Below are 21403 nucleotides of genomic sequence, written 5' to 3'. Positions count from 1 at the left end.
AGGGGACACAATGCGGACACCCATTATCGCCGGCAACTGGAAAATGTTCAAGACCGTTAAGGAAGCACTGGCCTTTGCCGAAGAAGTGAAAGGCAAAGCGGAAATCGCAGGCGTGGAAAGCGTGGTATGCGCACCATTTACGAACCTGCCGGCCCTCGTCCAGGCGTTCCAAGGCACCACCATCAAGGTGGGTGCGCAAAACCTTCACTTTGAAGACAACGGCGCTTACACCGGTGAGATCAGCGGCGTGATGCTGAAGGATTTGGGCGTGGAGTACGTCATCATCGGCCACTCCGAGCGCAGAGCTTACTTCGCCGAAACCGACGAGATCGTGAACAAGAAGGTTCATGCGGCCTTCAAGCATGGCCTGACCCCGATCGTATGCGTAGGCGAGAAGCTGGAAGAGCGCGAAGCGGATCAGACCAAGGACGTGTGCAAGGTGCAAACCGTTGCTGCGCTGCAAGGCTTGACCGCCGAGCAAGCGGCTCAAACCGTCATCGCCTATGAGCCCATCTGGGCCATCGGCACCGGCAAATCCTCCACTGCGGACGACGCCAACGAAGTTATCGGCTACATTCGCAGCGTAGTGGCCGATCAGTTCAACGCCCAGGTGGCCGCGGCGATCCGGATCCAATACGGCGGCAGCGTGAAGCCGAACAACATCCAAGAGTACATGAGCATGTCCGAAATCGACGGAGCCCTTGTAGGCGGCGCCAGCCTGGAGCCGGCTTCCTACATCGCATTGGTAGAAGGAGCGAAGTAAGATGTCCAGACCCAAACCGGTAGCCCTTATCATACTGGACGGCTTCGGTCTCCGCGACGGCGTTCAAGGCAACGCTGTAGCGCAGGCGAAGAAGCCGAATTTTGACCGTTTGAAGTCCGAATATCCGTACACGACACTGACTGCGTGCGGAGAGGCCGTAGGTTTACCCGAAGGCCAAATGGGCAACTCTGAAGTAGGACACTTGAATATCGGCGCAGGCCGGATCGTGTATCAGGACCTGACCCGTATCTCGAAGTCCATCCGTGACGGCGAATTCTTCGACAACGAGACTCTGCTCGGTGCCGTTCGCCACGCGAAGAAGAATGGCAAGAAGCTGCACCTGTACGGACTGCTGTCCGACGGCGGCGTGCACAGCCATATCGCTCACCTGTTCGCCCTCTTGGAGCTGTGCAAGAAGGAAGAACTGAAGGAAGTCTACATCCATGCATTCCTGGACGGCCGTGACGTAGCTCCGGACAGCGCCAAGAAGTACATGGAGCAATTGGTCGCCAAGACCAAGGAGCTGGGCGTGGGCCAGGTAGCCACTGTACAAGGCCGCTACTACGCCATGGACCGCGACAAGCGCTGGGAGCGGGTGGAGAAATCCTACCGTGCTATGGTGTACGGCGAAGGCCCTACCCATACCGACCCGGTCAAGGCCATCGAGGAGAATTACGCCCAAGCGGTCTATGACGAATTCGTCCTGCCGACCGTCATCACCGATGCCAACGGCAAGCCGCTGACGCTGGTGGAGAGCGACGATTCCGTCATCTTCTTCAACTTCCGTCCGGACCGCGCCATTCAGCTGTCCCTGGTGTTCACCAACGAAGATTTCCGCGGCTTCGACCGCGGCGAGAAGCGTCCGGTGAACCTGCACTACGTCTGTCTGACGCTGTTCGCCGAGACCGTCGGAGGCTATGTTGCCTACAAGCCGAAGGACCTCGATAACACGCTGGGCGAAGTGCTGGTCCAGAACGGTCTGAAGCAGCTGCGCACCGCCGAGACCGAGAAGTACCCGCACGTTACCTTCTTCTTCAGCGGCGGCCGCGACGTTGAACTGCCGGGTGAGAAGCGCGTGCTGATCAATTCCCCGAAGGTCGCAACCTACGACCTGCAGCCGGAGATGAGCGCTTACGAGCTGGCCGAGTCCACCGTGAACGAGATCAAGTCCGGTGAGCATGACGTGATCATCCTGAACTTCGCCAACCCGGATATGGTCGGCCACTCCGGCATGCTGGAGCCCACCATCAAGGCGGTAGAAGTGGTTGACGAGTGCTTGGGCAAGGTGATGGACGCCATCCTGGCGGCCGGCGGCGTGGCGCTGATTACAGCGGACCATGGAAACGCGGAAACCGTTCGCAATGCAGACGATTCCCCGAACACCGCTCATACCACCAGCCCGGTTCCGTTCATCGTGACCGATAAGAACGTGAAGCTTCGTGAAGGCGGCATCCTGGCGGACATCGCTCCGACCATGCTGAAGCTCCTGAACGTCGCCAAGCCGGCCGAAATGACCGGCACCAGCATCGTAGAATAAGCAAGATTCTTTACCGAATCACCACACTATAACCCTTTAAGGAGCGAATCCGAATCATGACTATCATTTCCGACGTATACGCACGCGAAGTCCTCGACTCCCGCGGCAACCCGACTGTAGAAGTAGAAGTTTACCTGGAATCCGGCGCTATGGGCCGTGCCATCGTACCGTCCGGCGCATCCACCGGCGCACACGAAGCTGTTGAGCTGCGTGACGGCGACAAATCCCGTTACCTGGGCAAAGGCGTACTGAAAGCCGTTGAGAACGTCAACGACATCATCGCACCGGAAATCATCGGCCTGGACGCTCTGGACCAAGTCGGCATCGACACCAAGCTGATCGAGCTGGACGGCACCCCGAACAAAGGCAAGCTGGGCGCTAACGCCATCCTGGCGGTTTCCATGGCTGTAGCACGTGCTGCTGCCGACGCTCTGGACGTTCCGCTGTATGTCTACCTGGGCGGCTTCAACGCCAAGACTCTGCCGGTTCCGATGATGAACATCGTAAACGGCGGCGCACATGCCGACAACAACGTAGACGTGCAAGAGTTCATGGTTCTGCCGGTTGGCGCTGAATCCTTCAAGGAAGCTCTGCGTTGCGGCGCCGAGATCTTCCACAACCTGAAGTCCGTTCTGAAGGAAAAAGGCCTGAACACTGCAGTAGGCGACGAAGGCGGCTTCGCTCCGAACTTCGGCTCCAACGAAGAGGCACTGTCCACCATCATGACCGCCATCGAGCGTGCAGGCTACAAGCCGGGCGTTGACGTATTCCTGGGTATGGACGTTGCTTCCACGGAGTTCTTCAAAGACGGCAAATACCACCTGGAAGGCGAAGGCAAGTCCTTCACTCCGGCTGAGTTCGTTGACCTGCTCGCTTCCTGGGCTGACAAGTACCCGATCGTTACCATCGAAGACGGCTGCTCCGAGGACGACTGGGAAGGTTGGAAGCTGCTGACCGAGAAGCTGGGCGGCAAGCTGCAATTGGTTGGCGACGACCTGTTCGTAACCAACACCGAGCGTCTGTCCAAAGGCATCGCGGACGGCATCGGCAACTCCATCCTGATCAAGGTTAACCAAATCGGTACCCTGACCGAGACCTTCGACGCTATCGAAATGGCGAAGCGCGCAGGCTACACCGCTGTAATCTCCCACCGTTCCGGTGAGTCCGAGGACAGCACCATCGCTGACATCGCGGTTGCGACCAACGCGGGCCAGATCAAGACCGGTGCACCTTCCCGTACAGACCGCGTAGCGAAGTACAACCAATTGCTCCGCATCGAGGACGAACTGTCCTACGTGGCTCAATACGCCGGCAAAAAAGCCTTCTACAACATGAAGAAGTTCCAATAATCGAATGCATCAGGACTCCGGGCCATCATGGTCCGGAGTTTTTTATTTGGCCGCCGGTGATGACGGAGCTTGCACAAGTTGCATCCGGTCGCTGCATAAGCTAGCATAGGCGTATAATCACACTCGTTCCCGAGGAGGGAGATTCATTGAACAAATGGCTGTTGACCGTCTTGTTCCTGATCGGCTCCGCCTTCTTGACCCATCTGATTCCCTTCTCGTCGTTCTTCCGGTACCTGGACACAACCATCCATGAGTTCGGACATGCCGCCGTGACCCTGGCGCTGTCCGGCAAGGTCATGTACATCGAGCTGTATGCGGATCATAGCGGCGTCACCCGGAGCATGATGACCCGGTCCTGGGCCATTCTGCCGGTGTCCCTGGCGGGCTATATGACCGCCTCGCTGTTTGCCTGGCTGCTGTTCGCTCTGCATGCCCGGGAACTGCACCGGAGAGGCCTCTTCCTGATCACCCTGCTGGCGGCGCTGTCCCTGGCGTTGTTCGTCCGCAACGGCTACGGCATGGTGTGGCTGGCGGGCTTCATTGCCCTGAATGCCGTCGTCATGCTGTGGGGCGGTCAGACCGTCACCCGCTGGTACTACCTTCTGGTGGCCTTCCTGACACTAGAGGAATCCGTCTTCGGCCCCTTCTCGCTCTTCCTGATGGCCATGCAGCGTCCGGGACAGGCGGGGGATGCTTCCCTCCTGGCTTCCGTTACGGCGTTTCCTGCGGTCTTCTGGGCGTCCTGGTTCACTCTATTCGGGCTGTGGTGCGCCAAGCGGGCGCTGCAGAGCTTCTTCGGCGGCAAGCGCAAGCAGAAGCGGGCATGGGGGACTGTGACGCCGGAGGTGCGGTAAGCCGCGGTGGAGGCCCTGACGCAGGGATACTCCATCGAGAACCGCTTGAAGTTACGCTTTTTTGATGGGTGCAACACTCACGTCCGGCAGGGCGGTGAGGTTGTGTTTTACCTGGGCGTATGGTACAATACTTTATGCTGTTCGCAATATGACTTGTTCGGGCTTTCTCTGGAAAGCTCTTGAAACTTTGGGAGGTACACATCGATGGTCGTGTTTTTGAAGGTGCTGCTGGTTATTATCTCGATTGGTCTCATCAGCGTAGTCCTTCTCCAGAAGGGGAAGAGCGCAGGATTGTCCGGTGCGATCACCGGGGGCGCCGAGCACTTGTTCGGCAAGCAGAAGGCCCGTGGACTGGATCTCTTGCTGTCCCGCGTGACTATGGGACTGGCTGTCAGCTTCATCATCGTCTCCTTGGTTGTAGCTTTCTTGGTGAAGTAAGCCGGGGCGATGCACCATCGCAATTGAATAGTGCCACCATCATCGAAACTTCACAGCAGGAGACCTACTCCTGCTGTTTTTATTTTACTCCTGGAGTCTGTAGAGAAAGAGATCATACTAGGTATATCGGAGGGAGGAGCCGGGTATGCAATCGCTGTCCATGCCCGCGGAGCAGAGTGCCGCGCCAATTGAGTCGATGGAGAGAAAATTCAGGACGCCGGAGCCTTTTTTCCTGCCGGGGTTCGGACCGAATGCGGAGACGGTGGCGCTTCTGATCCACGGGTTCACGGGTTCGCCGTCGGAGTTCCGGCGGCTGGGATATTACCTGCATGATCAGGGCTATACCGTGAAGGCGGTGCTGCTGCCGGGACACGGGACCACGCCGGAGGACATGATCCAGACGGGCTTCCGAGACTGGTGGCGGGCGGTGAAGGAAGCGTATGAGAGCCTGCAGGAAGCCGGTTACCGCAAAATCATCCCCATCGGCCACTCGATGGGCGGGCTGCTGTCGCTGAAGCTGGCGATGGAGGAGGAGGTGGCGGGCTGCGTCTCACTGGCCACGCCAATCCATCTGGGCAGCCGGAAGGTAGTGTTCGCCTGGCTGCTGTCGTTCTTCGTGAAGTATGTCTCGAAGCGAAGACCGCCGGGAGCGGAGCACATCACCAGCGAGTCGTTAGCTTATGACCGCACGCCGCTGAAGTGCGTGGTGCATTTTCGCCGCTTGCTGTTCCATGTGAAGAAGAAGCTGAACCGGGTACGGGTGCCGCTGTTCATCGGACAGGGAGAGCTGGATAAGGCCTCGCTGCCGCACAGCGCGCCGTTCATCTATAAGAAAGTGGCCTCCGAGCTGAAGGAGCTGAAGGTGTATCCCAACAGCGCCCACGGCATATTGCTGGAATCGGACCGGGAGCAGGTCTATGAGGACATCGGGCAGTTCATTGCCCGCTTGACATAACGCTCGCTGCCAGCGTTATTTCCCGGACAGACGGATCATACTAAGGATAAAGGGGAAGGTGACGCTTGAATGATGACGGAACAGGAATTACTCGACTTTATGAGGGAAACGGCCTATAAGCCGTTGACCTACCAGGAGCTGGAGAAGCACTTCCAATTGGAGGATGCGGCGGAATTCAAGGAATTCCTGAAGCTTCTGAACCATCTGGAGAACACGGGGGCCATCTACCGGACGCGCAATGAGCGCTACGGCGTGCCGGAGCGGATGAATCTCCTGAAGGGCAAGATGCAGGTCCACGCCAAGGGCTTTGGCTTCCTGCTGCCCGAGGATAAGGACCATCCGGACGTCTATATCCACGCCAATGATATGGGCGGCGCCATGAATGGCGATATCGTCCTGGTGCGCGTGAGCACCAAAGGCCCGGCCGGCGGGCGGATGGAGGGCGAGGTGGTCAAGGTGGTCACCCGTTCCGTCACCCAGGTGGTGGGGACGTTCGAGAACCAAGAGACCTACGGCTTCCTGATCCCGGACGACAAGCGGATCACGCGGGATATCTTCATTCCGAAGGACAAGTTCCTGGGCGCGGTCACCGGCATGAAGGTGGTCGTGAACATTGTCCACTACCCGGAGGGACGGGCTGCAGCCGAGGGCGAGGTCATCGAGATTCTGGGTCATAAGGATGACCCGGGGGTGGACATCATCTCCATCATCCGGAAGCACCAGCTGCCGGAGGGCTTCAGCGAAGAGGTGCTGGCCGAAGCGGAGAAGGTGCCGGACGTGATCTCCGAGGAGGATCTGAAGGGCCGGCGGGATCTGCGGCATAAGCGGATCGTCACCATCGACGGCGAGGACGCCAAGGACCTGGACGACGCGGTCAATGTGGAGATTCTCGAGAACGGGAATTACCTGCTGGGCGTACATATTGCCGACGTCAGCTATTACGTGACGGAGAATTCCGCCCTGGACCGGGAAGCTTATATGAGGGGCTGCAGCGTCTACCTGGTGGACCGGGTTATTCCCATGCTGCCGCACCGGCTCTCCAACGGCATCTGCAGCTTGAACCCGCAGGTGGACCGGCTGACCATGTCCTGCGAGATGGAGTTCGACGCGGGCGCTAATGTGGTGCGGCATGAGATTTTTACAAGTGTGATCAAGACGACGGAGCGGATGACGTACAAGAACGTCCGCAGGATTCTGACGGAGCAGGATCCGGAGCTGATGGAGCGGTACGCCGGGCTGGTGGATGACTTCAAGCGGATGGAAGAGCTGGCCATGAAGCTGCGCCAGAAGCGGATGAAGCGCGGCGCCATCGACTTCGACTTCCAGGAGTCCAAGATTCTCGTGGACGAGAACGGCAAACCGACGGACATCGTGAAGCGCGAGCGCTCCGTAGCGGAGCAGATCATCGAGGAGTTCATGCTGGCGGCCAATGAGACGGTGGCGGAGCACTTCCACTGGATGAAGGTGCCGTTCGTGTATCGGATCCACGAGGACCCGGACTCGGAGAAGCTGTTCCACTTCATGGAGTTCATCAGCAACTTCGGCTATACGGTGCGCGGCAAGGGCAATACGGTTCATCCGCGGGCACTGCAGTCCCTCTTGGAGGATATCAAGGGGACCAAGGAAGAGACCGTCATCAGCACCGTGCTCCTGCGGTCCATGAAGCAGGCGCGCTACGAGGCGGAGAGTCTGGGCCACTTCGGCTTGGCGGCGGAGTACTACACCCACTTCACTTCGCCGATCCGCCGTTACCCGGACCTGATCATCCACCGCGTGATGCGCGAGGTACTGGAGAAAGGCTCGTTGTCTGATGATCGGACCGAGTATCTGCACGCCCGGCTGGCCGATATCGCCCGCCAGTCTTCGGAGCGGGAGCGGGTGGCCGTCGATGCCGAGCGGGAGACGGATGCGCTCAAGAAGGCTGAGTTCATGTTGGATAAGGTGGGCGAGGAGTTCGAGGGCATCATCAGCAGCGTGACTAACTTCGGCATCTTCGTGGAGCTGCAGAACACGGTGGAGGGCTTGATCCGGCTGAGCGATCTGGCGGATGACTACTACCACTACCATGATAAGCTGCACGCGCTTATCGGCGAGCGGACGTCCCGGATGTTCCGCATCGGCGACGAAGTCAAGGTGCGCGTCGAGCGCGTCAATATGGCGGACCATACCATCGACTTCGGTATGGTGGATATGAAGCCGCGCGAGAATAAGGGCGGCCCGCCGGCAGGCCGAGGCGGCAAAGGCAACGGAGGCCGAGCTGAAGGCGGGCGCGGAGGCCGCGGCAAGCGGGGCCCCGGCGGGTTCGGCAGCTTCGGCGGCGGCTCGGGCAGCGGCGGAGGCGGTGGTGGCGGCCGTAGCAAGAGCGGCGGCGGCAAAGGCGGCGGAGGCAAGGGCCCCGGTGGCGGCGGAGGCGGCCGGAATGGCGGCGGCAAGGGCGCCCGCAAGGGAGCCGGCGGCATCGCGCTGGGCGGGCCGTCCGCACGCGAGGGCGTTGCCGAGGGCGATAGCGCGGCAGTCGGCGTAGGCGGCGTGGCCGGAGCTGGCGGCGGTGGCGGCGGCCGGGGAGGCCGTGGCCGTCGGGGCGAGGGCCGCAGAGGCGGCGGTGGCGGAGGTGGTGCGGATGACTTCCGCACCACCGGACGGGCCGGCGACGCCATCAGCAGCTCCGAGAACACCGGAGGCGGCAAGCGCCGCGGCACCGGCTTCGACGGCAACGGCGGAACGCCGTTCTACGTCGGCGCCGTGAAGAAGCGGAAAAAATAGCTATAAGCATTGGCGGGGGCGGCCGGAACCTTGATTTATGGCAGCGGAGTTGCTACAATTAGCTCCTAGCCACATATCAAGATCCGAGCGCCCCTTGCCGGCCTTCGGGTCGCTTAGGGAGTGAAGGATCATGGGCAAGAAGACAGAGGACCACAAGACGCTCGCCCAGAATAAGAAAGCCTCCCACGATTACTTCATCGAAGAGACGTATGAATGCGGGATGGTGCTGTCAGGGACGGAGATCAAGTCGCTGCGGCGGGGCAAGGCCAACATCTCGGATAGCTTCGCCACCATCCGTAACGGTGAGGCCTTCATCCACAACATGCACATCAGCCCCTTCGAGGAAGGCAACCGTTTCAACCCGACGGATCCCACCCGGGCCCGTAAGCTGCTGCTGCACAAGCCGCAGATTCACAAGCTCCTGGGCGAAACCAAGCGGGAGGGCTACACCCTGGTGCCGCTGAAGATCTACATCCGCAACGGCTACGCCAAGCTCTTGATCGGCCTGGGCCGCGGTAAGAAGAACTACGACAAGCGCGACACCGCCGCCAAGCGCGACGCCGACCGCGATATCCAGCGGGCGCTGCGGGAGAAGCAGAAGGTGGCACGGTAAGCGTAGAGGCCACTTCGAGCAGAGGACAGCAGCAATACCAGCCCTGCCATCCAACAGGCTAAGCTTCCATCAATCAGGCTTAGCTATAGCAGACGGGCTGTGCTATACTAGATTTACATCGAGCTGAGCCGCCACCAACGGCACGGCCGATGAGCACTCGGCTCTCACGAGCCTGACGATCCTTCCGCTGATCGACGCGGCGCCTTCGGGCCACCGGTCATGAGCGGGGACGTTCCCTTCTAACACGGGGGCGTTTTTGGATTCGACGGGGATAGTTCGAGCATGGGTAGCGGGTAGTGGGGCTGCGGCCACTTTAACAACGCGAACGCCTATTAAACGGCAACCGTAATCAAACTCTGGCTCTGGCCGCCTAATAACGGTCTCCAGGCTCTTACTCTCTATCGCCCATGTAGCGGGATAAGGGCTCACTCTTAGTGGGATACGCTGTCACATCTCCGCCTGGGGTGTGCTGAAGAAGACAATCAGGCTGACCCAACGCGAAGCCGGTTACGGGGCGTCGCTCGGGTGACATCAAAACTGTGACTACACCCGTAGAAGCCTGTGTGGCGTTATCTTCGGACAGGGGTTCGACTCCCCTCGCCTCCATACTGAAAACCCGCTCCTGGAGCGGGTTTTCGCCTTTTCAGGGATGGAATTGTAGTCCAAATGTAGCCCAAACTTTTTTGGACCCCTCATTTTTGAGATAGCTTGTAGTCCATTGGGCTACAGGTGGTTCACTAACGTTTTGATAAAGATGATGCTATCATAATCTTGAGGTAGGGGACTCCCCTGCGATTAGCTTGAGATGAGGTGGTAGTGTGGCCGGTAATATTACAAAAGTCGGGACAAAATTCAGGGTAACCTTTGATTTCGGAAGAGACAGTTCAGGGAAACGAATCAGACAATATACTACTGCCTCGTCCGAGGCGGAAGCCAAGAAGCTGCTGAATGAATTTGAGTATAACCAGCAGCGTAATCTGCTCGTCCAGACATCAAAAATGACCTTTGCCGAGTTTTTGGAACACTGGATGGACAATTATGTGAAATACAACTGTGAAGAAACAACCAAGTACTCCAATGAAAATATCATTAATAATCATGTGGTTCCCTATCTCGGAGCCATCGAGCTTCAGAAGCTTCAGCCGGCCTTTATTCAACAATACTACAAGCATCTGATGGATGACAAGGGCCTCAAGCCGAACACTGTACATAAGCACCACGCATGTATTCGCAAGGCGTTGGATTATGGCCTGAAGCAGCAGTTCGTCCACAGGAACGTATGTGACGCGGTCACACTGCCTAAGAAAGAGCGCTTTGTTGGTCAATCCTATACCAGAGATCAGATGAATAGACTGCTTGATGCCGTCAAGGATACAAGGCTGGAACTGCCGGTACATCTCGCCGGGTATTTGGGCTTGAGAAGAGAAGAAATCATGGGGCTGCGATGGAAATACGTTGATCTAGATGAGAGGCTTATTCATATCGTAGAGGTTCGTACCTGTGCGGGCAGCCAAGAGGTTGTGAAGACTCCGAAGACTGAGAGAAGCAGGAGAGTACTCTATGTAACAGATGAGCTGCTGGAGGTTCTCTTAAAGGTAAAGGAGCGACAGGAAGAGAACAGACGTATGCTGGGCGACGAATATTTTGATAGTGACTACGTATACGTTCAAGATAACGGCAAGCTCTATCGGGTGAATTCCGTAACGGAGCGGTTCAAGGAGTTTCTGGAGAAGAACAACTTCCCAAAGATAAGGCTTCACGACTTGAGGCATACCTTCGCAAGTATCCTGTACGATGCGGGGGTTGATTTGAAGGCCATCTCCGAGGCACTGGGCCATTCCGATCTAGGGACCACGAACAAAATCTATACCCATCGATTCGATAAGACGCATAAGAAGACTATATCCGCGATGAGCCAGGCGTTGGGAAGACGGAACTAATTGAATAGAAGGAAACGTAGGCAAGCGAACCTGATTGTAATTAAGTCGGGTTCGCTTGCCTTTTATACTTTAGGCAATCAATTGTCTCTTCACCCAGTCTTCAAGCTCCTGCAGAGGAATTCGAATCTGCTTGCCGATCTTGATATGAGGAACACCGCCGGTTCTGATCAGTTCATACATCACATTGCGGCCAACACGGAGGATCTCTCTTGCTTCATCGATTGTCAAAAGTTGAGATTGTTGATTCATATGAATCGCGCTCCTGTCCTGTTCGTATAGGTATAGTTGGTACTGTGATCCCCCTTTCAGCCGCCATCATCGAAGGGGGAGGCGGCATACGATTAGTCTATTTTGAACGCAAAAAAGCCCATTTCAGTAGCAGAAGAAGGCTCTCTACCATAAATGGGCTTTGGATATGCTTATTTACTCAAATTTAAAGAATACAAAAAAGATAGATTAGAACTTCAATTAGAATGTTTCCGTCCGTTTGGCGGAAATAAGAGGAGTAATGAAACAAATGGTATAAGTTAAGTATAATTTCTCCTCCCATTTGAGTCAAGTGTATATGGATTGTGAAACGGTGCATTAATGTATGTTCCCAATAAACAGAAAGTGCAGTGTGTCAAGTGTCTAGGAATTCTATTATATGGGACTTAGTGTTAAAATAGTGTTGCTGTTGGACCTTTTATGTTGATAATACTGTAGTGGAAAGAGTGAAAAGTATAGCCCATTGTGATATAGAAAATTGGTTTATCAACCTACATACTATATCTCATATGATAAGCGTGTTGTGATATGTAAAGGTTATATGAAAACATTGCGTGATGTTATCGAAAGAATGGATTTGCCTAAAAATTCTTTCTACAAAGGGGCCACCATCAATGAGGAAAATAAATGATTTTCATATTACAGTTAATAGCGTATCTTTACTACCGCTAGATATCAGTGGATCTGAGACATTTGATACCTGGATTGCAAAATACCAAAGTAATCTTGAATCGTGGGACCAAATAATTATGGATGATATCGAGAAATTCATTCAACCAGCTGGAACAGGGGCAAATGGAGTTGTAATTAAGTGTAAGCAAAAAAATTTAAATAGATTTTGCGCAGTGAAATTTTGGTTACCAAATCAATCAAGAAGAGACCCCCACTATAATTTGTCATTTGATCAATACTTAGAGGAAGTTCAAAAGATTTCTGGACTACACGACAGCAGAATAGTAACAGTTTATAAGGCTGATGTGACGAAAGAAGGCAAGCATCCCTTTAGTATAATGGAATGGTTTGATGGAGAGACGCTAAAAGACTGGCTCCTGAAAAATTCAAAGTGTAATATGGCTACCAAAGTTTACATTCTCAATCAAATTATTGATGTAATGAAGAAGTGTCACTCTATAGGAGTTTATCATGGAGATCTTCATGATAAAAACATAATGATTAAGGAACAAATAAACGGGGATATTGAATTAAAAATTCTCGATTTTGGTACGAGTTTATTTGTTAGAGATGCAAGCCGTAATCAAACTAAAAGAAGGGAATCGGAAAAAATTCTTGAGACTGCGCTAAAATTGTTACGTGAATCCAAGGAGTTTATATTATTAACGCAAGAAAAGCTTAAAGAAGATATGTATCCACCGGAGCTCTTGCTTGAATCTTTGGATTCATTGGGAATAGTAACGAAACTACTAAATAATCGAAATCTTGAAAACGAGGACATCCTAGAGATAGCAAATGCTATAGCTAAGAGTTCATGTTTAAATGTCGATGCTATAATTTTTCATGCACAGGGATTCTTGACACAGAAACAATTAGAATTCATGTTTAACGCTATCTCGGAAGCTCTTACCATAGAACTTAACACTTTATATGAGCAACACTTTAATGATTCTGATGATATAGTAATGCTCTATATATTATTAAAACTGACAGAAGATAATAACGTGAAAATTACAAATCAATTATTAAATGTCGTTGAAAACGATGACTTGCAAGTCGCACTTAAACAATTAGAGAATTGTAGCTTTAACTTAGAACAATGGATAGCATTTTTATTGGAACTTTACCCTGTATCTTTTATTCCAGACTTTATAGAATTTACAAGGCTATTTGTCCATGAAAATTTGAAACAGTATGGTATTCCTGACATATTAATCTTGTATCATTCAATCTCCACTCTAAAGTTATTGTTACATGAGAAACAAACGTTTGATTCCTTATTATGTTACGAAGCACAACTTCAAGAGAAAGCTAGGAGGTCAAGTGTCCAAGATAATCTGGATACCAGAAGGGACCAGGCGAACATCATCAATTTTCCTTGATATGCCTGCACAATTATGGTCGAAAAATACTCTAAAAAGATAATACTTGAATAACACTGGGGATTGGGACAAATTGGTGGCCAACTTTATCCCCAACTACTCTAAATGATCCAAATGGAACAAGATGCGAACACTAAAAAACCAGTAATATCAAGGATGAAGCTGACTATAACAGTTTCAATCAGAGTAGCGGCGTTATCCGCATACGGTGCATGTAAAATGTCACCGCGTGGACAAGCACCATGAAAATCAAATAGCTCCTTATATGGATCCACAAGTGATAAAGCTTGTGGATTTTTTGTTCAAGCCGCCCTTCGTAATACTTTCACCATGTTCGTCAGCATATATCTAAGCTAAGATATCGTTAACAAGTAGATTAGGAGTCGATCCATATGGCAATCGTCCAAATCAGATCCACCAATCCGCAGTTTTCATTTTTGATCAAGAAAAATCCGAACACCGGCATGCAGCTTCGCTCGATCCGCAGGGGCATGGCGTACGGCTGGTACACCGATGAACAGACGTATAACGTGTATTTCAAAGATGCGGACAATGAGATTTCCTATAAACAGCACGAAAATGACAACTTCGAATATCTGAACGTGTCGAGGTACAATACACCCTTGTTTCCGCTGAATGCCATTAACGAGTTTTTCTCTGCTCCGCTTAAGGCACAGGACGAACGCGATGGGGACGGCTATGAACATACCTTTTTCATCAATATGATACATATCGAACTCGTCCGGTATATTGACTTCTTCGAGAAGCATCTAAAGGATTTTACTTTCGAAATCACTCATCACGCGCATAAGAGCTACTCTCTCACCGTTACGACGAAGAAGAGTCTATACCAACTGCTCCATGCCGTTAGTGTATTATGCTTATTCCTCTCCATGTTCGGAAACGAATATATCGATATCTCGGAGAGCATCCTGGATAAGTACATTAAAAGCATGAATGTGATCGATGCGCCGTTTTATATTCGCAGCCTGTTTGTTCGGAACTTCCTGAACTCCAGAGACCGGTTCCAAAAATATAAAGCGGAGCTTGAGAAAACGGAACGCTATGAAATTCGATTCGCATACGGGGGCACAGCGCTGCAGCGGAGAAATTATATCGGAAGCGCGCTAGCTTTTGACAAGTCGATCTTGGACGTGGGCTGCGGAGAAGGATTCTATGCGATTCCTTTTGCAGGGAAAATCGAGGGCAGCTATTATGCGGTCGACGTTAATGAGGAGCTGCTGGAGAAGGTACAGCGTAAAGCGGAGGTCAAGGAGATTGATAACATCGTGACATTCGGCTCAATTGACCTGTTCCTGGAGAGCTACAACGGGGAGCAGGTTGATGTGATCCTAACCGAGGTTATCGAACATATGAGTCAGGTTGAGGCTAAAAAGCTGATTCACAAGATTTGTACCCATGTTGATTTTGACAGATTCATCATTACGACGCCTAATGCCGACTTTAACCGCTTCTACGAGCTGAGTGACTTCCGGCATGATGATCACAAGTGGGAAATGGGCCAAGAGGCGTTCCAACGTTGGATGCAGGATGTCATTCAGGATACGAATTTACATGCCGAATTCGTTGCTGTCGGAGACGGTGTGAATCATATTCAAACGACGCAGGGTGTCATTCTCAAGAAAAGGGGGGCCTGATCGATGGATATCCAAACGAAGGTTCACACGATTTTCATGCTGGTTGGGTCAACGGAATGCGGCAAAACAACGTTTGCTAAGGAGGTACTGATTCCCGGTCTGCGATTTGAGGATATTAGCCGGGGTGTCAGGACCAATGTTCAATATTTATCTTCCGACCAGATCCGACAGGAGGTCCTTGGGTATGAATATGACAAGTACGACCAGGTCATGCTCGAGGCTAGCGAACAAGCCTTTCACCTATTATTTGAAAGATTGAGGATGGCGACGTCTTTTCCAATCAATGCGGAGTTTGTTGTCGTCGATACAACTGGGCTCTCCGAGGATTTTCGGGCTAAGGTAAAGGAAATTGCATTTCAGAACAACTATAACCTTGAGGTCATCGTCTTCGATTACCGAAAGCGGGAAGATTACTATGCGTCGGAGCGCTCCAAGAAACTGATCACCAATCACATCAATCGGCTGAAAAAGGAGGTCCTCCGTGCGCTGCCCCGCGAGGGATATGGCAAAATTCATAAAGTGCGTGCAAAAGACTTTTATGTGTCCGAGGAGAGAAGGGCGAATCCCGAGTATAGAGTGATCACGGAAGATGTGGATGCGTACTTGGAGAGTATTCTGCCCCAGGACCAGCAGTACATCATCATCGGCGACGTTCACGAGTGTGTGGAGGATCTTAAGGGGCTGCTGCTCGACCATGGATACAAGATCGAAGCAGGAAAGCTGATCGTGGCTGATAAGCTAAAGCATACGAAGCTGATTTTGGTTGGCGACTGGATTGACAAGGGCAAGCAGACGAGGGAAACCGTTGAGTTTTTGTATGATAACCAGGAACATTTTTACTTTGTGCTTGGGAACCATGAAAATTTTGTTAGCAAGTACATCAAGGGTGAGATTAGCGGTGTTGATCAAGAGTTGCTCGAAACGTATTTTGACTCGACACAAACTTTATTGAATGATCCTGAACTGCTGCAGAAATTTGAACATCTAGTCTCGATGTCGAAGCCATTTTATCGGTATGTGGGGGCCAGGGGGTCATCCTTCTATGTCACTCACGCTCCGTGCCGGAATAAGTACATTGGTAAGCTGGATACGAATTCGGTCCGGCATCAAAGGAATTTCCGAATCGATCGAGAAGCTCCACTGGAGGAGCAGCTTGTTTTTCTGCAGGAGGAGTCGGTCAAAAACCATCCCTATCACGTGTTCGGACACGTCGCGGCAAAACAGTCTTTCCGGATCGGGAATAAGCTTCATATCGACACGGGCAGCGTACATGGTAATCAATTGACCTCTGTATCGATTTCGTATAAACCGTTTATGAAGTCCCATAAGTCCAGACAAGCGGTGATTACCGAGGAACTGCAGACCTTATTTAAAGTGGAACGAAAGGTTTCCATTCAAGACCTTGGGGAAGATGACATCCGCCGACTCCATTACTGCTCGCGTAACAAAATCAACTTCATATCCGGCACGATGTCTCCGGCGGATAAGAACGACGAGACGAATGAACTCGAGTCGTTGAAGCGGGGTCTTGATTATTTCAGGGAGCGCGGTGTTCAGCAGGTGGTACTGCAGCCGAAGTATATGGGATCACGCTGCAACGTGTATCTGCAGAAGGACCTGGATCAGTGTTATGCTGTCAGCCGCAATGGTTATAAGATTAACCAAGTTGATTTGACGGAGATTTACGGCAAGCTGCTGCAAAAATTCGGTGAGTATATGGAACAACGGAAGATTGCCATGCTCATTCTGGACGGAGAGCTTCTGCCGTGGAAGGCGCTCGGTGAAGGGTTGATCGATAGACAGTTCAAGCCCATTGAGAAAGCGCTGGAGACCGAGCTGACCTTCCTGCAGCAACATGGCTTTGAAGAAGCATACAGCAAGCTTATAGCCGAATACGAAGCGAGCGGATTTGAAAAGGACCAGCATCATATCGGAAAGTCCGCCTTAAGCGAGAAGTATGGTCCAAGTGTGTATCAAAACTATAAATACGTCCATGAGATTCAGGATTCGTATGTCCCGTTGTCGGAGCATATAGAGGCCTATCAAACGTACAGAAGACAGCTGGAGCTGTATGCGGTAGATGAAGCAATGGAGTATAAGCCGTTTGCTATTTTGAAAATCGTATACGAGGATGGGAAGGAGGAAATTCCGGCATGGAAGACCTCCGAGATGTACGGATTTCTGTCGGAGGACGAGGCACTTACGCTGGATCTCTCCGAGCCGGGGTATCTGGAGCAGGCAGAGCTTTACTTTTCGAAGCTGACGATGGAGAACCATATGGAGGGGATCGTAATCAAGCCCGAGCTATGGAACGGTAAAACGGTTCCCTATATGAAGGTGCGAAATCCCGATTATTTGTCTATCATCTATGGATACGACTACAAGTTTACGCACAAATACCGAAAGCTGCTCAAGCAGAAGAATGTGAATCAAAAGCTTCGTACCTCGCTTAATGAGTACCAACTGGGGATGCAAATGCTGGCGGTGCCATTGGATGAGATTGCACCAGAACATGCTGTCTATAAGGAAATCGCGGCCAATCTGTTGTTTGAAGTTGCGCAAGAGCGCGAGATTGATCCGCGTTTATAATCGTGATAGGGTGTCTGAGCCATTCTTTGGTTCAGGCACTCTTTTTTACATTGCGGAACGTTTGGGTAGGAATGAAATAATCCCATCTCTAGAACAATCGGTAAGGGTATAATGAAATTACTGGAAGAACGGTATAAGTTCTATAGAAAGAGAAGTGTGGCCATGTTAAATCAAGCAACTGAAAAAAGCTTAAGCAAATTCATGACCAAGATTCTTCGGCATTCCCCTGAGGATTTTGGCGTTGTCCTAGATCCCATGGACGGTTCGTGTCCACTAAGTATTTTGCTGGAAGTCATCCAAGCCCAATCTCAATGGAAGTGGGTGAAACAGGAAGATATCGAGCAGGTGGTCCAGAATTCGGATAAGCAGCGCTTTGAGATCGAAGCCGACCGCATAAGAGCCAGGTATGGTCACAGCCATAATAAAGTGCAATACGCTCCAGGCGAGCCTCCAGCTGTTCTCTACCACGGCACAAACAAGAAAGCTCTCTCATCGATATTAAAGGACGGCATAAGTCCAATGAACCGCCAGTATGTTCATTTGTCGGAGGGCACCCATTTCGCGGCACTCGCGGGCAGCCGCAGAGGAGAACTGGTGATTCTTAAGGTAGACACTGTAAACGCACAGCAACTGCGAGTCACATTTTATTATGCGGGTAACGAAGTGTGGTTGGCTGACAGCGTGCCGCCAGGTTGTTGCTCCGTGGTAGAAAACGAAGAAATAGGGCACTAGAATCATGAATCATCCAATCGTTGATATCGGCGTCAATTTGATGCATCGTACGTTCCATCAAGATCGCGAGCAAGTCGTCGAGAGGGCACTGGCCAACCATGTGACACCGCTTATCATTACAGGGACGAGCTTGAGGAACAGTCTAGAAGCAGCACGCTACGCAGGACGTTACCCAGAGAAGCTGTATGCTACTGCAGGAGTTCATCCTCATGATGCGAAGAACTGCAACGAGGATACAATTACGAAGCTTAAGGAATTGGCGGCATTACCGCAGGTTGTAGCCATAGGGGAATGCGGACTGGATTATAACCGGGATTTCTCGCCGCGGGATGTTCAGCGCAAATGGTTCATTCAGCAGGTTCAGTTGGCGGTGGAGCTTAAGATGCCGCTGTTTCTGCATGAACGGGAGACTTTTTCAAACTTTATTGCAATCCTGAAGGTAAACGCGGTTCAAAAAGCGGTAGTCCATTGTTTCACGGGAACCTATACAGAACTTAAGGCTTACCTCGAAATGGGCTTCCATATTGGCGTTACCGGCTGGATTTGTGACGAACGAAGAGGCAAGCATCTGAGGGACCTTGTCCGAATGCTTCCGCTCGACCGGTTGATGGTTGAGACGGATGCACCCTTTCTAACTCCGCGGGATCTAAAGGAAAAGCCGGCGGAGGGACGGAACGAGCCTGCCTTCCTGCCGCACATCCTGCAAACCGTAGCAAAATGCATAGGCAGACCCACGGAAGAGGTTGCTAAAGCGACAACGGAGACTGCGGTGAAGTTTTTCGGCCTTTTGTGATCACGAAAGAAAGTTGAAAGGAGAACAGGATTGCGAATAAATCAATTTCGTTATGATTTGGCCCGTGGGTTAGGGAGTGTCATTCTTTATTTGAAGCATTCTCCCAGACTTACTAATAAGCATATGGATGCTATATACCAAGCCTGTATTAAGAATACAGCCTATGACCCCCAATGCGATATAAGCAGGGAAGAATATCTTTGGGAGATCATTCAGCTCACCAACGAATCCGAACAGCTACAAGAACGGATACTCGCGGCCTTGAAGAGCGATATAGACGGATGGGATTTGCTGCAGGTATACCGCTTAGCGAAAATTTCTGCCCTTAACGGTCATTCAACAGCAGTAGAAACCATGAAGAAAGCATTCCGTTACCACGAAGATTGGAACAGCTTCATTGGCGGGGAAGAGATCATAGAGGTTGAAGGGGAACAGGGCTTCTTGTTTGTGGCAAGCCGGATTGGAGAGCAGATTTTGTCCTCCGATTATGAGGAGAGTAAATTACTGCTGGAGTTCGCATATGAACAAATAGGGGAAGAGGAGGTAACAGATCTCATCAAGAGCCAGGGTGATGCGTTTATTCAGGCATTCGTGCATTCATCACTCCACCAAGAAGAATATACCCAATCGAGGCCGCTTCACTTAGTGTCTTATGATGAGTTGAAGACGACCATGGGGAAGAGCCCTGGAGGTCTATATCGCTACATCAGATGGGGGCAGCGTGCCGCTAAAGAAGATCTTTTAAAGGCAGCAAACGATCTGCTGGAAGAGAATACCCCAAAAAGGCTATTGCCCTATCTGTATATCTTCGCCAAAGCAGTTTTCCCGCTTGATCCACACAAGCTAATTGAATTGGCGGTCTCGAAAAATAGACGAGTACGTTCGCTAGCCATTAGCGCCCTAAATAATATCAAGGATGAGCGGATACACCAGCTTGCAATCAAGCTTATCATGGAGCGGACAACTGAAATCGATGCGTTGGACCTCTTCATACACAATTATTCCGATGACGATTTACACCTATTAGAGCAAATTGTTTTCAAGAGTCACAATAGGGATGCGTTTCATAGTGTCGGGTTCAGCATTTTAAAGATATTCGAAAATAATCGGACTCCACTATGCCAAGAGATTCTGATTGCACTTTATAAGAAAGGGCTTTGCACCCAATGCCGAAGGCGCTGTGTTGGAGTTATGTTGTTGAATGGTGTACTGTCGGATTCTATTCGAAATGAGATCATGCACGATTGTAATCCGGATATCCGTGATCTTGGGATGAAAAGCACAAGCGCCGGACAAAAAGTAGTCTCTGACATTAAGTAGTTACTTTTGATACGTAGATTGAACACTTGCAAAAAACTCATCAATAATATAAATTAAAGGTAATCGAATATAAAAGTGATGCCAAAGCATCCTTTACGAAGGGGAGAAGCACTCCTAACACAACAGGGTTATGCCCGTTGTTCGTAAAGGGTGCTTTTTATTTTTCCCCGAAGGGAGGACACCAAAATTAAGATTTGTAAAGCGTTTAATTAGAAAATTATATATGAGGTGATGATACATGCATAGTATGAAGCTTGAGGCATTGACTACTGAGGATCTTCAGAAACTAAAGGAACAAATTGAATGTTTAATAGCAAGTCGACAAAGGGGAAACGAAAAAGAGTACACCTTTACGGAATCCATAACTGCAGATCCAACGAGGGGCAAGAGCCCTTATATCGCGCGACTTTATTATGAAAATGATGAACTTAAGAGGGATTTCTATAGGCTCAGTTACCAAAAAGGTTACAAGAAGGACACCATTTCAGGTTCCTTTTCTGCACGACAAGGCGATATCATCGAAATGAGGTTCGAAGGATTTTTCAATAAAAGGACCCAAAAATGGGCAGAAAATAGAGTTTGGTACCTTGTTCATGATGGTGACCTGATTGAAGTAGCAGATTTTTTGGATTCGAGACAAAAAACGAAAGTAATTGACTATCTTAAGGGTAAACTTAATATCGGTGACATGATCAAGTTGTAGAGATGATTCGAACGAAGCTGTATGTAATCAATATAGTTTGGACTAGTTATTGATAACTAAATAAATCTATACCAA

17 protein-coding genes and 1 other RNA gene are annotated in these 21403 nt (G+C 51.1%); 17 read left to right on the top strand and 1 reads right to left on the bottom strand.

All coding sequences use genetic code 11. From position 1 onward, the window contains the following. Positions 1 to 10: 10 nt before the first annotated feature. From tpiA to ACSEXW_RS15640, 10 genes are all read left to right on the top strand, one after another. On the top strand, positions 11 to 763 hold the full coding sequence (gene tpiA / locus ACSEXW_RS15685) for a triose-phosphate isomerase (RefSeq protein WP_438447116.1): 753 nt from the start codon (positions 11 to 13) through the stop codon (positions 761 to 763). Between the two features lies 1 nt (position 764). After that, positions 765 to 2300 carry a 2,3-bisphosphoglycerate-independent phosphoglycerate mutase gene (gpmI, locus tag ACSEXW_RS15680; protein WP_438447115.1) on the top strand — a complete coding sequence of 512 codons (1536 nt, stop codon included), beginning with the start codon at positions 765 to 767 and terminating at the stop codon, positions 2298 to 2300. A 56-nt stretch (positions 2301 to 2356) separates the two neighbouring features. Then, a complete protein-coding gene (gene eno / locus ACSEXW_RS15675; RefSeq protein ID WP_438447114.1) occupies positions 2357 to 3649 on the top strand; it encodes a phosphopyruvate hydratase in 1293 nt (430 codons plus the stop codon). Between the two features lie 146 nt (positions 3650 to 3795). Continuing rightward, positions 3796 to 4503: a M50 family metallopeptidase gene (locus ACSEXW_RS15670; RefSeq protein ID WP_438447113.1), complete on the top strand. Its 708-nt coding sequence runs from the start codon at positions 3796 to 3798 to the stop codon at positions 4501 to 4503. A 204-nt stretch (positions 4504 to 4707) separates the two neighbouring features. Then, positions 4708 to 4941 carry a preprotein translocase subunit SecG gene (gene secG, locus ACSEXW_RS15665; RefSeq protein ID WP_438447112.1) on the top strand — a complete coding sequence of 78 codons (234 nt, stop codon included), beginning with the start codon at positions 4708 to 4710 and terminating at the stop codon, positions 4939 to 4941. 145 nt (positions 4942 to 5086) lie between these two features. After that, the gene (locus tag ACSEXW_RS15660) at positions 5087 to 5896 is read left to right on the top strand and encodes an alpha/beta hydrolase (RefSeq protein WP_438447111.1); all 810 of its coding nucleotides are present in this window, start codon (positions 5087 to 5089) and stop codon (positions 5894 to 5896) included. Between the two features lie 69 nt (positions 5897 to 5965). Continuing rightward, the gene (gene rnr, locus ACSEXW_RS15655; protein WP_438447110.1) at positions 5966 to 8659 is read left to right on the top strand and encodes a ribonuclease R; all 2694 of its coding nucleotides are present in this window, start codon (positions 5966 to 5968) and stop codon (positions 8657 to 8659) included. A 130-nt stretch (positions 8660 to 8789) separates the two neighbouring features. After that, complete coding sequence (gene smpB / locus ACSEXW_RS15650) at positions 8790 to 9272, top strand: SsrA-binding protein SmpB (RefSeq protein ID WP_438447109.1); 483 nt, start codon at positions 8790 to 8792, stop codon at positions 9270 to 9272. 246 nt (positions 9273 to 9518) lie between these two features. After that, positions 9519 to 9881: a transfer-messenger RNA gene (ssrA, locus tag ACSEXW_RS15645) on the top strand. Positions 9882 to 10090: 209 nt separating this feature from the next. Beyond that, positions 10091 to 11212: a site-specific integrase gene (locus tag ACSEXW_RS15640; RefSeq protein WP_438447108.1), complete on the top strand. Its 1122-nt coding sequence runs from the start codon at positions 10091 to 10093 to the stop codon at positions 11210 to 11212. Between the two features lie 69 nt (positions 11213 to 11281). Here the strand turns inward: ACSEXW_RS15640 and ACSEXW_RS15635 are convergent, their stop codons facing one another. Beyond that, entirely contained in the window at positions 11282 to 11461 is a 180-nt protein-coding gene (locus tag ACSEXW_RS15635) for a helix-turn-helix domain-containing protein (RefSeq protein ID WP_438447107.1), read from the bottom strand. A 632-nt stretch (positions 11462 to 12093) separates the two neighbouring features. Between ACSEXW_RS15635 and ACSEXW_RS15630 the strand changes: the two genes are divergently transcribed. The 7 genes from ACSEXW_RS15630 (at position 12094) to ACSEXW_RS15600 (ending at position 21328) form a co-directional block, all read left to right on the top strand. After that, complete coding sequence (locus ACSEXW_RS15630) at positions 12094 to 13533, top strand: protein kinase domain-containing protein (RefSeq protein ID WP_438447106.1); 1440 nt, start codon at positions 12094 to 12096, stop codon at positions 13531 to 13533. A gap of 392 nt (positions 13534 to 13925) precedes the next feature. Further along, the gene (locus ACSEXW_RS15625) at positions 13926 to 15191 is read left to right on the top strand and encodes a class I SAM-dependent methyltransferase (protein WP_438447105.1); all 1266 of its coding nucleotides are present in this window, start codon (positions 13926 to 13928) and stop codon (positions 15189 to 15191) included. A 3-nt stretch (positions 15192 to 15194) separates the two neighbouring features. Next, entirely contained in the window at positions 15195 to 17780 is a 2586-nt protein-coding gene (locus tag ACSEXW_RS15620) for a metallophosphoesterase (RefSeq protein WP_438447104.1), read from the top strand. 162 nt (positions 17781 to 17942) lie between these two features. After that, on the top strand, positions 17943 to 18512 hold the full coding sequence (locus ACSEXW_RS15615; protein ID WP_438447103.1) for an RNA 2'-phosphotransferase: 570 nt from the start codon (positions 17943 to 17945) through the stop codon (positions 18510 to 18512). A gap of 4 nt (positions 18513 to 18516) precedes the next feature. Further along, complete coding sequence (locus ACSEXW_RS15610; RefSeq protein ID WP_438447102.1) at positions 18517 to 19305, top strand: TatD family hydrolase; 789 nt, start codon at positions 18517 to 18519, stop codon at positions 19303 to 19305. Positions 19306 to 19335: 30 nt separating this feature from the next. Then, the gene (locus tag ACSEXW_RS15605; RefSeq protein ID WP_438447101.1) at positions 19336 to 20625 is read left to right on the top strand and encodes a hypothetical protein; all 1290 of its coding nucleotides are present in this window, start codon (positions 19336 to 19338) and stop codon (positions 20623 to 20625) included. 238 nt (positions 20626 to 20863) lie between these two features. Beyond that, positions 20864 to 21328, top strand: coding sequence for a hypothetical protein (locus ACSEXW_RS15600; RefSeq protein ID WP_438447100.1), 465 nt, complete (start codon positions 20864 to 20866; stop codon positions 21326 to 21328). The last annotated feature ends 75 nt before the right edge of the window (positions 21329 to 21403 follow it).

Origin of the sequence: Oryzibacillus soli, assembly GCF_051594765.1 — a bacterium.
In the GTDB taxonomy this organism is placed as follows: Bacteria; Bacillota; Bacilli; order Paenibacillales; family NBRC-103111; genus Paenibacillus_AR.
This window is presented reverse-complemented; position numbering and strand designations above follow the sequence as displayed.

Bases quoted from the DNA above. Each gene is read 5' to 3' on its own strand.
- ACSEXW_RS15635 (WP_438447107.1), bottom strand. From the start codon at position 11,461: ATGAATCAACAATCTCAACTTTTGACAATCGATGAAGCAAGAGAGATC.
- eno (WP_438447114.1), top strand. From the start codon at position 2,357: ATGACTATCATTTCCGACGTATACGCACGCGAAGTCCTCGACTCCCGC.
- ACSEXW_RS15625 (WP_438447105.1), top strand. From the start codon at position 13,926: ATGGCAATCGTCCAAATCAGATCCACCAATCCGCAGTTTTCATTTTTG.
- gpmI (WP_438447115.1), top strand. From the start codon at position 765: ATGTCCAGACCCAAACCGGTAGCCCTTATCATACTGGACGGCTTCGGT.
- ACSEXW_RS15615 (WP_438447103.1), top strand. From the start codon at position 17,943: ATGTTAAATCAAGCAACTGAAAAAAGCTTAAGCAAATTCATGACCAAG.
- secG (WP_438447112.1), top strand. From the start codon at position 4,708: ATGGTCGTGTTTTTGAAGGTGCTGCTGGTTATTATCTCGATTGGTCTC.
- ACSEXW_RS15600 (WP_438447100.1), top strand. From the start codon at position 20,864: ATGCATAGTATGAAGCTTGAGGCATTGACTACTGAGGATCTTCAGAAA.
- ACSEXW_RS15620 (WP_438447104.1), top strand. From the start codon at position 15,195: ATGGATATCCAAACGAAGGTTCACACGATTTTCATGCTGGTTGGGTCA.
- ACSEXW_RS15630 (WP_438447106.1), top strand. From the start codon at position 12,094: ATGAGGAAAATAAATGATTTTCATATTACAGTTAATAGCGTATCTTTA.
- ACSEXW_RS15660 (WP_438447111.1), top strand. From the start codon at position 5,087: ATGCAATCGCTGTCCATGCCCGCGGAGCAGAGTGCCGCGCCAATTGAG.
- smpB (WP_438447109.1), top strand. From the start codon at position 8,790: ATGGGCAAGAAGACAGAGGACCACAAGACGCTCGCCCAGAATAAGAAA.
- ACSEXW_RS15610 (WP_438447102.1), top strand. From the start codon at position 18,517: ATGAATCATCCAATCGTTGATATCGGCGTCAATTTGATGCATCGTACG.
- rnr (WP_438447110.1), top strand. From the start codon at position 5,966: ATGATGACGGAACAGGAATTACTCGACTTTATGAGGGAAACGGCCTAT.
- tpiA (WP_438447116.1), top strand. From the start codon at position 11: ATGCGGACACCCATTATCGCCGGCAACTGGAAAATGTTCAAGACCGTT.